This window comes from Sphingobacteriaceae bacterium GW460-11-11-14-LB5 (assembly GCA_002151545.1).
Taxonomy (GTDB): Bacteria; Bacteroidota; Bacteroidia; order Sphingobacteriales; family Sphingobacteriaceae; genus Pedobacter.
The window spans coordinates 4,613,580-4,627,884 of record CP021237.1; the positions used below are offsets into that span (position 1 = coordinate 4,613,580).

Genomic DNA, 14,305 nt, shown 5'->3' on the forward strand with positions numbered 1-14,305 from the left:
ATTTAAATAATTTATGATTTAATTCCCTAGTGGCTGCCCATTAAAGAACAACCTATGATTTCCACTTAAAACATGAACAATCCCTGTTTTTGTGATAATGCCAGAAGTCTGGACGTCTACCGCTTTGTCTTTTTGATCTTCAGGTATTGCATCCTGATTAGGTTCTTTATCATCACGTGTACCAATTACCTTGGTATAGGTAACATAATCTACGTAATTTACATACTGCCCATATTCAAAAGAACGTCTGAATTTGATTAAATACTGAACATTGGGAATTACACCGAGTGCGCTGTTGTATAGTTTGCCTCCCAGCGTAATCTGATCTCTATCAATTTTTCCGGCAAAAAGATAGGTCTTCAACGAATCACTAAGCTCCTGAGCAGGAATATCCTTTATTCCGAAATTAATATTTTCATTTCCGGTTTCAATAGCCTTTTGGTTTTTCTTTGCCTTTACATAATCGGCAACACTATAATTAGTGGTGGCAAAGAAAGTTACATTTCCATTTACAGCATCTTTTAAACCAGCTTTATCGATTACTTTAACCAAAGAATCAAAATTCCGGTTAGATTTTAAGTAATCGTAGGTAGTCATATCCACGTAGGCGTTGCTGGGCCCTCCATCGCGCTTATAGTCGTCTTTTTTACATGCCGAGAAAGCGACTACGACTATAGCTATATATATTAGAATATTATTTTTCATGATTTTTAATCTAAAGATTAATTTATTTACACTTTACCCAACCAATAGGTGGTTTGTTTTAAATATGGATTATTCCTAAACAGAGCAGGATCTACCGGCCAATAAAAGCCCTCTTTTCTAAATCTTTCTACCGGAAGCCAGTCTACAAGGAATCCATACCTTCTGGTTCTCAATAAATCATAAAACAGGTGTCCTTCTAAAAACATTTCTCTTCCACGCTCTATAATGTATTCATCCATCACCTCATCTACCGTTAAGCCAGGATCTACCAAAACAGGATTAGGGTCGTTTCTTGTTCTAAACGTGTTAATAATAGTTGTTGCGGTAGCCGCATCTCCTTTATACAGTGCAATTTCGGCTTTTAACAACCTCATATCAGCTAAACGGAATATGATGATGTTATTGCTTAAATAAGGATTTAATTTTTGTCCTGGGTTTCGATAGGTTACATTACTGTATTTTAAAGACGCTGGTTTTTCTGGTATGGTTAAATCAAATCCTTTTTTATACCTGATATCGGTAGTCGTGTAAAAATGATCATCTAAATACCTCGGCACTACAAAATACCTTGGGTTGTTGCCATTTCCAACAATATAAGATTCGTTTAAGAAAAATCCACCCACCGAACTATTTGAGCCTTCAAGGGTATTCTCACTGATGTTGATCTCAAAAATACCTTCTGAAGAACGGCCTATAAAGGTGTTTTTATAATTTGCAGTATCTGTTAATGTATAACCTCCACGACTAATTAAGGTGTTAATGGTGGTATCGGCACTATTCACGTCAACCATATTTGGTGCATCTGAGGCTACATTGGACATAGTAGCGCGCCACAAAAATAAATGAGCTAAAAGCGCATAACCAGACCCTTTATTGGCTGTCACTTTTGCATCGCCACTGTTGGCATAATTCCAGCTTAACAAATTAATGGCTTTATGGCAATCGCTCTCAATCAGTTTCATCACTTCTGCTTTCGATGTTCTAGGCAATTGAGGTGCATTAATCGGATCTTCATAGGCTTCGGTAACAACAGGTACATCGCCCCAAACCCTAACCATCATAAAATAACTCAATGCTCTTAGAAAGTAGGCCTGTCCCATAATATTATTTCTAAATTCGGCAGGATCATCTTCAGAAGACAATTGAGAATTGCTCATGCCAGCTGCTTTTTGCAAAATGAGATTAGACATGGCAATGCTTTTATAATATAAGGTATAATTTGCCAGGCTATTTAAGTTGTACTGAAAGGTAAAATCGCCATTCTGTATACCTTCCAGGCCATCTCCTGTATATTGGATGGTAAAGTAATTTTTGGCGATTGCATCTCCATACATGAAATACCGGTTACTTTTATTGGTAATAGCGCTACGGAACATCGCATAATTACCAGCCATGGCACTCCTTACATCTTTGGCTGTTTTCCAAAATGTTTGCTCATATGGCGCATCTTTGGGTTCTTCGTAAAGTAATTTTTTACAGGCACTGGTGGTAACTATAATGATTACAGTACTTAATATGCTGAGTTTTGTAATTATATTTTTCATTATTGATGATATTAAAATTGAACTTGAACACCTAAAGTATATTTTTTCGGAATCGGATATCCGTTTCCATTATACTCGCCATACCCATTTACAGCCTCTGCATCTGGTAGTTTTTTAGATTGCTGGAACATCCATACATTATCTACTACGGCAAATATTTTAAATTGACCTAAGCCCAGTTTCTTTAATGTGCTTGCATTAAGATCGTAGCCAAGGTTTATACTTTTTATTCTTAAATAACCACCTTTTTCTAAGAAGAAAGTTTGTGCTCCTGTATAATAATATCTGTAAGTACCTAAATCGTACTTGGCATATTCTGCATTATCGCCTGCACTTCTCCAGATATTCAACCGATCCAGATCTGGCGTAGAAAAATTAGCAAAATTAGCTACAGCATTTCCATCCTGAGAGTTTGCAAAACGATCGGAATCGAATAAATTGAGTACATCTCTTTTAAAGGTAAAGGTGGTAAAAATACCAAGTGTGAAATTTTTATAACTCAGGTTATTGGTAAAACCACCTGTAAAACGAGGATTTGGATCTCCAATTGGCATCTTATCCGGGTTAATACCATCATTAAAAATATCAACGAAATAATCGCCATCTAAATCCGCCAGGTAAAAATCCCCCTCGTTAAAGGTTCCGTTGCTATTCCTATATCGCTCGCCGGTGAAAGGGTTCTGCGGAATATCTGAAGTTCTCGAAAACACACCCCTGGTTTGATAAAGATAGAATGCATTAATAGGGCTACCCACCGATAAAATATGTGTTTTATCAAACCTGTCGCCACTCAAAATGATATCTCTACCGCCGTTTGGCAAACTCATGATCTGGTTCTTGTTGTAGGAGATATTAAATGAGGTATACCATTTAATCTTTTTGTTGATTGGGTTTGCGGTAAAAGTAAGTTCCATACCTGCATTACGTACCGAAAAGGCATTGGTATAAGCAACATCGTAACCTGAAGTAACTGGTAGGTCTACGTTAAATAGTTTCTCCTTAACCTCTTTATTATACACATCAAATGAGAATGCATATTTTCCATTTTGTATTTCGACATCGGTACCAATGTTCCATTGGGTAGATTTCTCCCAGCTTAGGTCTTTTTGGGCTACACCGTTAACAAAGTTTGGTGTTATTGCAGTAACGCCGTTGTAAGAAGTGGCGCCACCATCGCCAGCAATAAAACCATTGCCTTCAAAAACACCATTATTAACAACATACTTATTATACTGTACGTAAGCATTTCTTAAATCTTCATTACCTGTTGCACCATAACTACCCCTGATTTTTACCAGTGTAAATGGGTTATTGGTGATGTTTTTCATGAAATTTTCTTCAGACAAGATCCAGCCTAAAGATAGCGATGGAAACACGCCCCATTTGTTATTCTCACCAAAACCTGATGAACCATCGGTTCTTATGGTTGCAGATAATAAATATTTCTCCGCATAATCGTAATTAAAACGTCCGTAATAGGCAATTAAACCATGGGCTCTATATTGCGATAATGCTCTGATATTGGCTTGTTGAAATCCGGTGACCACCTCAATATTATCAGAAGCACCACCAAATCCGGCAGCCTGTGTATTTTGATACTGACTGTACTCTATATCCTGTCCAACAACAGCCGTGAATGAGTGTTTTTGTATCGAACCATTATAATTTAAATAATTAGAGGTTCTCAAACCCATTGCACTTGAAGAGAAGCTGGTAGAGGCGTTACCGAAACCATTGTTTAATAAACTGCTCACACTCGCATCCCTACGTGCATTATCTGCGGTGTAAGATGACTGAGAGTTTAGTGTAAAGTGTTTATTAAACTCATAAGATAAATTTAGGTTTACCCCAAACTGGTTACTGATATTTTTATCCAGGTTTTCGCTATTGGGATTTACAAAAAAGTCGAGTTTCTCTGGCGACAAATTAAGCAGAGAAGAAGGTAAATTACCCGAGCCTATTTTGGTAGGTTTCGAAGGATCGTCAGGATCCTCATTTCCCCTGGCCCGATCAGCCCTTGAATAATAAAACTGTGGATTGATCATCAATTTTTTGTTCAATGCCCTTGATGACAAGTTAAGTCTGCTGCTATAACGTTTAAATCCGGTCCCTTTGATAATACCCTGTTCGTTATAATAGCCTCCGCTAAAACGATAGGTCATCCCATTTTCTCCGCCACCGGTTAAACTTAAATTGTTGTCATTAATCTTACCTACCTGATAAAACAGATCCTGCCAATCGGTATTTCCGTTAAAAGCCGGGTTTAAACTATCCGTAAGTATATAAGGTAGCTGTCTTCTTTGGTCGTAGGTAAGCTGCCTTTGCAAAACTTCCATCTTTTGTCTGCGTTCTGTAGCACCGATGGTTGCCTCTCTTAAATCCGGCCTTTGCACAAAACCTACATAAGAACTCAGGCTAACTTTAGTTTCGCCGCCTGTTCCTTTTTTTGTGGTGATTAAGATTACACCATTAGCTGCCCTGGAGCCATAAATAGCTGCAGCAGATGCATCTTTCAGTACATCTATCGATTCAATATCATTCGGATTGATACCCGCTAAATAGTTAGTACCGGTTCCTGTTCCAGGCGGCACAAAATCATCTGACGACTGCGGTATTCCATCAACCACATATAAAGGTGATCGTATCGTATTATACTGATCGTAGCTGGTGCTCGCTGTAGAGTTACCCCTCACCGATACAGATGGAGATACGCCGGGCTGACCCGTAAAATTTTGAACATTTACCCCCGAAAGCCTACCCTGTAACAACTGATCGAAACTTGATGCAGGTAAATTGGCCAGTTCTTTTCCCGAAATACTGGAAATCGAAGCAGTTGTTTTCTTCCTTGTAATTTTCTGATAGCCAATAAGTACCACCTCATCCAGCATCTTATTGTCATCAGCCAGCGTGAAGTTTAAAGTACTGTTTCCATTAAGCGGTTTTTCTACCGGCAGGAAACCTACTATTCTGGCGACAATAACGGCCTTCTCGTTTTGTATGGTCAGTACATATTTACCTTCGGCATTTGTTGATGTACCATTTTTTGTCCCTTTTTCTAAAATAGATACCCCGGGGATGGGGCTTTGATTCTGATCTAAAACGGTTCCTTTGATTGTTTTCTGCGCAAAAGCGAGCCAGGGAATGAGCAAATAAAAAAAAGTTGCCGCTAAAAATTTCACATAGCAATGTCTTGTAGAAGTTTTTTCCATTGATGGTTGGGATAGGATGATTAGTTAGGTTTGATTATAAACTAAAAGTATCAATATTTTTACTCAAATTTTAATTTTTTTTTAATCAAAATGAACCATATTTTAACCTAAAAATTGGTCGATATACCATATTTTGTTTCATAAAAAATGACATTTGTAATTAATAATCTACCGCTAACTGCTCAAAACGCCTCATTTCACTAAATAAGCTCATATTCTCACCCATCACCAAATTAAAATTGGAGAAATTCTACCAAAAGTTTAGTTGTAAAAAATTGCGCTTAAATACGGATAAAATATCGACTAAAACGTTAAAGTAATTCGTTTCTTTTTGCCCAAAAAGAGAAATATAACACCGAAATACAGGCCTCAAATTCATCTATTTAGAATAATTCAAAATAATTTGGATAATACGTTTTTCTACCGTTATTTTGCAGCTGTTTAGAATTAATCCAAATAAATATTATCATGCTTAAAATCAGACTTTTCAGTATAACGTTTCTTTTAACTTTTACCAGTCTACTCTCCTTTGCTCAGCAGTTTGCGACCATAAGTGGTACCGTTACCACTTCCGACGGTAAACCAGCAGCTTATATTTCAGTAGGTTTAAAAGGAAAAGGTCTGGGAAATGTAACTAACGAAAAGGGTATTTTCGAAATCCAGCGGGTTAAACCAGGATCATATATATTAAGGGTATCGGCTGTTGGTATCCAAAACATAGAAAAACCAGTGACGATTACCGCTGGTGAGCACAAAACCGTTGATTTTGTAATCAACCAAAATTCAAACCAGCTTAATGAAGTAAATATTAACCAGGGCGTAAATAAGTATATCGCTAAGAAAAGTGAATTTGTTTCGAAAATGCCACTTAATAACTTAGAAAACCCGCAGGTATATACCACAATTACGAAAGAAACAATGGCCGATCAGCTTGTGTTTTCGGTTGATGATGCAGCCCGTAATGCCACTGGTGTTCAAAAAATGTGGGAATCAACTTCGCGGGGTGGCGATGGTGGTGCTTATTACGCATCAAGAGGTTTTATTGTACAGGCGAAACTGAGAAACGGAATTGCTGGTAACGTAACCGGCCGTAACGATGCTGCTAACTTAGAAAATGTAGAGTTTATTAAAGGTCCATCTGCTACTTTATTTGGTAGTACATTAACCTCATATGGTGGTTTAATTAACCGTATTACCAAAAAACCTTTTGAAGGAACCGGAGGCGCGGTAAGTTTTTCGACAGGCAGCTACGATTTTAACAGGGTTAGTACCGATTTCAATTTTCCTGTTGATAAAGATAACCACATTTATGCCCGATTAAATACTTCTTATAATTACAAAGGTTCTTTTCAGGAGAATGTGTTTGACAAAGGTTTCTTCATTGCGCCGAGCTTATCATATAAAGTAAACGATAAATTAGACTTTGTTTTCGACGCCGAAATTGCGAATGGTACAAGCACCCTAAAACCTTTTGTTTTCTTCTATTTCCCGGTTGCACAACTGGGTTTTGACAGGGCAGACCAAGCTGGAATAGCTTACGACAAATCCTTTACGGGCGACGCGATGAAGCAGAAATACAATAGTTCTAACTTCTTCTCACAGGCTAATTATAAGTTTAACGATAATTGGTCTTCGCACACCAGTTTTTCAAGCAATTATAGTTTCTCTAATGGGCGTGGCACATATTTGTTCCTGGTACCAAACAGCTATTTTAACCCTGCTGCCGCACCAGGCGCCGAAGTTTTATCCAGAGCAGATCAATCAACTGATAATAGTAAGGTTTTTACCTACGAGGTTCAACAAAATTTCAATGGCACTTTCAACTTAGGTTCGGTAAAAAACAGAATGGTTTTAGGTCTGGATTATTTAAGCCAAAACTCCGATCAGCTATTTTATTCGATCGATACTTTTGATATAACCAATAAAAACGGAACCGGTGCAAATTACAATGATTTTACGGAACATAATCTGGCTGCATTTTATGCGGCACTTCCTAATGTTCCTAAATATCCGTATAACTTTAAAACCAATACCTACAGTGCTTATGTTTCTGATGTAATTAACTTAACAGACAGGTTAATTGCCCTGGCCGCTTTAAGAGTAGACCGGTTTGATAACAAAGGTAACTCTGACCGTGCAGGTTCATCTCCAAAAGGTGCTTACAAGCAAACTGTTTTTTCTCCAAAATTCGGTTTGGTATTTCAGCCGATTAAAGATCAGTTATCATTATTTGCCAATTACCAGAATGGTTTTAACAATGTTAATGGTATCGATTATAAAGGTGATACTTTTAAAGCCGAGCAGGCAAACCAAATTGAAGGTGGTGTTAAAACGAACATCTTTAATGGAAAATTAACAGGCGCTGTATCTTACTACTATATTAAAGTTAAAGATATTGTTAGGGGTTATAACCAAGATGCCAGTAATCCTAATGCACAAATTCAGGATGGTAATAAAATTAGCAAAGGTATAGAAGCTGAAGTTATTGCAAACCCTGTTGACGGTTTAAATATTATTGCAGGTTTCGCTTATAACGATAACCATTTAGAAAATGCATCGCCAGATGTAGAGGGCAGAAGAGATGCTTATTCAGCGGCACCCTACTCAGCAAACTTATGGATCAGTTATAAATTCAATGCCGGCTCGCTTAAGGGTTTTGGATTAGGCGCAGGCGGTAATTATGCAAGCGACAACAAAATTGTAAATAGTGTAAGCCAGGGGGTATTTATATTACCTGCTTATAAGGTTTTCAATGCCTCGGTATTTTACGACCATTCAAGATTCAGGATCGGAGCCAAAGTAGACAACTTCACCAACCAAAAATACTGGACAGGTTACAGCACCATGAATCCTCAAGACCTAAGAACTGTTACCGGCAGCGTTACCTACAAATTCTAATTAAAAACAACAATAAATATTAAAAAATGAATAAAATTAAACCCATTAGCTTAACGTTCTTATGCTCTCTCTTTAGCTTATTCTCATTTGCGCAACAATTTGGAACAATAAAGGGAAAGATTAGCACTTCTAATGGAAAACCAGCGGCCTTTATTTCAATTGGATTAAAGGGCAAGGGTCAAGGCACTACATCAGATGATAATGGCTTATACACCATAAACCGTGTTAAAGCCGGAACTTATACAATTAAAGCTTCTGCAGTTGGTATCGACGCCTCAGAAAAAAGCATTACGATTGTTGCAGGTGAGACTAAAATTATCGATTTCGTATTTAAAGAAAATGACCAGGCGCTGGAGGAAATTACAATAGCGGGGATTAATCAAAAATACAAAGTAAGCTTACCTTCTGCTACACTCAGGTTAAACGAACCATTGTTAGAGGCACCACAAAACATTCAAATCGTAAGTAGTGGAATCCTTAAAGACCAGCAGATCATTAGCATGAGCGATGGCTTGATTAGAAATGTAAGTGGTGCAGTTCGTCTTGAACACTGGGGAGATATGTACACCAATATTTTAATGCGCGGATCGCAAATTCAGGCCATGCGTAATGGTTTCAATGTGGTTTCATCTTACTGGGGGCCATTAACCGAAGACATGAGCTTTGTTGACCATATTGAGTTTGTTAAAGGTCCTGCCGGATTTATGCTGGGCAATGGCGATCCAAGCGGCATGTATAACGTGGTGACTAAAAAACCTACCGGTTTAAACCAGGGCGAGGTTTCGTTTACTGCCGGAAGCTTCGATTTATACCGTACAACAATTGATCTTGACCACAAACTAACTGCTGATGGTAAATTCTTATTCAGGTTAAACGCAGCTGCACAAAATAAGGGATCGTTCAGACCATTCGAACAAAATGACCGCTACAGTTTTGCACCCGTATTAAGTTATCAAATAACACCAAGCACCAAGCTAACAGCAGAGTATACCTTGCAAAATGCAAAAATGACTGAGGTAGGTTCTTATTATATTTTTAATACTGCCGGGTATGCCAGCTTACCAAGGGAGTTTACTTTAACACAACCTGGCGTACAGCCTACCCGAATCAACGACCATAGTGTAACATTGAACTTAACACAACAACTAGGTCAGAATTGGAAATTAACTGCACAGGCAGCTTATTATAAATATTTACAAAATGGCACAAGCTCATGGCCATCAGCAGTATATCCAAATGGTACCATTATTCGTAATGTTGGGATATGGGATGCTGAAAGCAGCATGAAATTAGCTCAGTTATTTGTGAACGGAACGGTTAAAACAGGTGGCATTGTACACCGCATTTTAGCTGGTTTTGATGGTGGCAAGAAAAATTATATGGCCGATTGGGGTCAGTCTCACGATTTAGATCTCGCCAGTTCTCCATTTAATTTATACAATCCGAATTATGGCTTCCCGTCAAACGGTTATCCAAACTTTGACCGTGTTACTCCATTAGAACAAAGGGCTGTTGCAGCAGGAGGTTTAATGGATCAAAAATACTTAAGCGGTTACGTTCAGGATGAATTAGGCTTTTTCGATAATATTGTTCGTTTAACCCTTGCAGGTCGTTACACTTATGTAAGTCAATCGGCCTGGGGTGGTTCACCTGATAAAGCCAAACATGTAACCCCAAGGGTTGGCTTAAGCGTATCGGTTGATAAAAACACTTCTGTTTATGCAGTTTATGATGAAGCTTTTACCCCACAGACCGGCTTTTTCCGGGATGGTGGCACCGCAAAACCCATTACCGGTAACAACAAAGAATTGGGTATCAAAAAAGACTGGTTTGACGGCCGTTGGAACACCACCCTATCCGTTTATAGAATTACCAAACAGAATGAGATTACCGGAGATCCACTTAACAAGGCCGGAGAAACTTTCAGTATTGTAATTGGCGAAAAAAGAGCACAAGGTATAGAGTTTGATATCCGTGGTGAATTGGCCAAAGGATTAAACTTAATTGCAAACTATGCCTATACTGATGCGAAGGTAACAAAGGTAGCAGATGGAGTTGAAGGCGTTTTTGTAGGTCAGGTTGTACCAGGTTTTTCAAAACATACCACGAATGCATGGTTAACCTATTCATTACAGAATGGCCTGCTCAAAGGTGCAGGGATTTCTGGAGGTTTTACATACCTGGCCGGCAGAGCAGTAGGAACATACAGCGGAGAAAACGCTAACGAAAATCTTCCTGATTATTTTAAACTGGATGGAGGCTTATTCTGGTCGCATAAAAAAATAAAAATAACCGCCAATGTATTTAACATTTTAGACAAGTATTTGTATAGTGGTGCGTATTACACCAATTACTGGAATGCTCCAACCTACGATCTACCAGTCTACTCATGGCAAGCCGAAGCACCAAGAAACTACAGAGTAAGTGTAGCCTATAAATTTTAATTAAATCAATCAGGAGCAATTGAATCAGATCAATTTCTCCTGGTTTTAAAACCCAACCCAGAAAACATGAAAACTAAAATCTCATTATTATTTTTCTTTCTAGCCTTTAGCATTTCGAGTGCATTTGCACATGCTTTATGGATAGAAACAGCCTCAACAGGTAAAAAAGGACAAGCACAGGAAGTGAAAGTTTTCTTCGGAGAATACGAGAGCAACGAACCTGACTCAGCCGCAAAATGGTTTAGCAATTTAAAACAATTCAGCCTGGTGTTAACCGCTCCAAACGGAACAACTAAGGTGTTAACCACAGCTCCGGATGTACGTTTTTTTAAAGCAAGTTTCACTCCTGATCAGGATGGCACCTATAAACTTTCTGTAGTTCATGAAGTTGCTGACATTTATGAAAAAGCTAAAATTGAATATTATGCCTTTGCAGATGTGGCAGTAGGAAATGCTAAAGTAAACACGGCTTTCCCTGCAACTGCAGCATTAACCATCAGACCGGATAAACATGCTTTAAAAGTGGGTGAAACTTCAGTTCATCAGGTAATTTACAACAAAGCTCCTTTTGCAAAACAAAAGTTAACGGTTGTAAATGCTGAAAGAAAAGCACAACCTACTGAAACCGATGCAGAAGGAAAATTCACTTTCAAACCAGAACAAAAAGGAAATTATTTTCTGGAAGCCTTTACAGAAGATAAAACGCCCGGAAAATTAAATGGAAAAGATTACGATAAAGTTTGGCATTTAGTCACTTATACTACTGCAGTTAAGTAGTCGTAAATTTTTATAAAAATTTAAAGCCAATTAGTCTTAAAAAAGGCTAATTGGTTCTTTTATTCATACCACTTTGCTAATGGCACTAACAAAAACATCAACCAAATCAAAAAACAAGAAATCGCGACTAAGACGGATCAGCGACTGGCTGCACCTGTGGCTGGGCATTGCATCAGGATTAATTGTATTGATGTTAGGCGTTACAGGATGCATGTACGTTTTTCAAAAAGAAATTACTGAACTGATTCACCGCAAAGCCTATTTTGTTGATGTTCCTTCAAATCCTAAAACCTTACCATTAAGTTTACTACAAACCAATGCCGAAAAAGCATTAGGGAATAAAAAGAAAATCAGCTTTATTTCTACATACAAAACACCGGAAAGGGCATGGGAATTTGGCACTTATAAGGCCGGCGACCCTAAAGCCTTCTGGTATTTCGATTCAGTTGATTATTACGATCTCGTATTGGTAAACCCATATACAGGAAAAGTAACCCTGGTTGCCGACCATAAATATGAGTTTTTTGCCGTCGTTAAAATGATCCACTGGAGTTTACTGATCAATCATCCCATTGGTCAGCAGATCATCGGTTGGTCGACTTTCATTTTTGTTTTCCTGCTCATTTCAGGCATGGTCATGTGGTGGCCGAAAAACCTCAAAAAATCGAACTTCGATAAGAGTTTTAAAGTAAAATGGAAGGCCAAATTTAAACGCATTAACTACGACATGCACAATGTACTGGGTTTTTATGTTATGCTGATCTGTTTAATGCTGGCGTTAACAGGTTTGGTTTGGGCATTCCAATGGTTTCAGGGGGCAGTTTATGTGGTGGCATCAGGAAGCACTACGCCACCCAAAGTGGTAGAAGTAAAATCAGATTCAACAAAAAGCATTAAAGCCGTTCCATTCGATATTGTTTTTGATCAGGCCAAAAAGATCTTTAAAAATGAAGACCGCATTGGGATGTCGCCGGCAGCACCTGGTACAGCAACCATTTATGCCACAGGTTATCGTGGTGAAGAAACCTATTGGAATTATGATGTGATCCAGTTCGATCAATACTCGGGCAAGTTATTGCATAGAACAAACCAATCAGAAAAAAATGGTGGTGAAACGGTAATTGGCATGAACTACGATATCCATGTTGGGGCCATTTTAGGATTAACCGGAAAAATAATGGCCTTTTTTGCCAGTTTAATCGCAGCAAGTTTACCCATAACCGGATTTATTATCTGGTGGGGAAAAGGAAAAAAGAAAAAAAATACCGCAGTGGCGGAAAACTAAATACACCCTAATTAATCATAAAAATGAAATTTTTAAACCTAATTTTAGTATTAAGCGGTTTAATCACCCTTAATGCTCATGCACAAACAAAAGCAGACACTCCCGAAGAAAAACTAGAAAAGGATAGAAAAGCAATAAAATCTTTAGCTGGCTTTTATGAAGTGAACTTCAACTATGGTGAAGTTACTGCTCCAGATCCAAACTACAAATTCAGTAAACCTTACGAAAGCCATGGCAACGAATGGGCAGAAATTATTGTAGATGAACCTAAAAGAATTGTGATTCAACACATGCTGGCCATTAACGACACCACGGTTATTAAACACTGGCGCCAGGACTGGACGTATGAAGATACCAACATCATGCTTTATACCGAAGGTAATGCGTGGAAAAAGGGCAATTTAACTCCGGCTGATGTGAAAGGAAAATGGACGCAAAAAGTTTATCAGGTTGATGATAGTCCACGTTACCAGGGCTACGGAACCTGGAGCCATGTTGGCGGTCACGATTCATGGTCGAGCGAAACCGACTCTCCACTACCAAGAAGAGAATCTACTGTGCGTAAAGATTACAATGTATTAAACCGTGGCAGCAGAATCACCATCACTAAAAATGGCTGGATGTTTGAGCAGGATAATAAAAAAATTGTGCGTTCGGCCAGTGGCGATAAACTTTTAGCTGTTGAAAAAGGTTATGAGGAATTTACGAAAATAGATCCTAAAACTTTTGCATATGCACAAAAATGGTGGGCCAGCCAGCAAACTTATTGGGCAGATGTACGCGGTGTTTGGGCTGATATTATTGGCTCGCAAAATACATTTAAAGTACAAACCATGGCGAACGGCAAATTGCTTTACGAAACCCTTTTTAACCTGGGCGATCAATCTATTAAAGAAAAATGGTCAGCAAACCAGAACAAAGAAAAAATTAAAACTGCTTTACAGCCTTATCTGGTAAAGTAAAATAATTGTTTTTATAACGAATGGTTGATGGTTAATAGCAATGGTCTGTTAACTATCAACCATTTTTTACTTAAACCTTACAAGCGATAAGCAAGAGCCATTTTAACCTTTTACTTATTAGTTACATAATGATATGGGCGTTCCCCAATCCCGTGAAATACGGGAAAGGGTCGGGCTTTTCAGGGCTGCGCTGCGTTCCGGTACCGGTGAAAACCGGCACAGAACCCTTACAATCCCTAACGCAGATTTACAATAATAAAATACCCTTACGGCTTTGACTAGCTTCATCTTTAAACTTAAGAACTACAGGCCCAAGTTAAATAAACCTGATAAAGCGGAAAGCCCGGAACGAGGCACGAGTGAGGACTTGAAGCGATAGCAGGACTTTCGTAAACGAAGCACACCGAACCTTTATTTACAAAAAATTGACTATCTAAATTGTAGGTGTATCAAGGTTATACCGTTTAAAAACCGTAAGGTT

General features: G+C 38.3%; 8 protein-coding genes. 5 read left to right on the forward strand and 3 right to left on the reverse strand.

What is annotated here, in order from left to right; translation table 11 throughout:
• Positions 1 to 18 precede the first annotated feature (18 nt).
• The 3 genes from CA265_18570 to CA265_18580 all read right to left on the reverse strand — a co-directional run bounded on the left by CA265_18570 (position 19) and on the right by CA265_18580 (position 5,458).
• Positions 19 to 597: a hypothetical protein gene (locus tag CA265_18570; GenBank protein ARS41550.1), complete on the reverse strand. Its 579-nt coding sequence runs from the start codon at positions 595 to 597 to the stop codon at positions 19 to 21.
• 134 nt (positions 598 to 731) lie between these two features.
• Positions 732 to 2,249 (reverse strand): hypothetical protein, encoded by a 1,518-nt coding sequence (locus tag CA265_18575; GenBank protein ID ARS41551.1) that lies wholly within the window; start codon positions 2,247 to 2,249, stop codon positions 732 to 734.
• 11 nt (positions 2,250 to 2,260) lie between these two features.
• A complete protein-coding gene (locus CA265_18580) occupies positions 2,261 to 5,458 on the reverse strand; it encodes a hypothetical protein (GenBank protein ARS41552.1) in 3,198 nt (1,065 codons plus the stop codon).
• Between the two features lie 468 nt (positions 5,459 to 5,926).
• Here CA265_18580 and CA265_18585 point away from each other — a divergent pair, with 468 nt between their 5' ends.
• The 5 genes from CA265_18585 (at position 5,927) to CA265_18605 (ending at position 13,824) form a co-directional block, all read left to right on the forward strand.
• Positions 5,927 to 8,356 carry a TonB-dependent siderophore receptor gene (locus CA265_18585; protein ID ARS41553.1) on the forward strand — a complete coding sequence of 810 codons (2,430 nt, stop codon included), beginning with the start codon at positions 5,927 to 5,929 and terminating at the stop codon, positions 8,354 to 8,356.
• A 26-nt stretch (positions 8,357 to 8,382) separates the two neighbouring features.
• Positions 8,383 to 10,800 (forward strand): TonB-dependent siderophore receptor, encoded by a 2,418-nt coding sequence (locus CA265_18590; GenBank protein ID ARS41554.1) that lies wholly within the window; start codon positions 8,383 to 8,385, stop codon positions 10,798 to 10,800.
• A 66-nt stretch (positions 10,801 to 10,866) separates the two neighbouring features.
• Entirely contained in the window at positions 10,867 to 11,577 is a 711-nt protein-coding gene (locus tag CA265_18595) for a hypothetical protein (GenBank protein ARS41555.1), read from the forward strand.
• A 79-nt stretch (positions 11,578 to 11,656) separates the two neighbouring features.
• Complete coding sequence (locus CA265_18600; protein ARS41556.1) at positions 11,657 to 12,862, forward strand: hypothetical protein; 1,206 nt, start codon at positions 11,657 to 11,659, stop codon at positions 12,860 to 12,862.
• A 23-nt stretch (positions 12,863 to 12,885) separates the two neighbouring features.
• On the forward strand, positions 12,886 to 13,824 hold the full coding sequence (locus CA265_18605) for a hypothetical protein (GenBank protein ID ARS41557.1): 939 nt from the start codon (positions 12,886 to 12,888) through the stop codon (positions 13,822 to 13,824).
• Positions 13,825 to 14,305 lie beyond the last annotated feature (481 nt).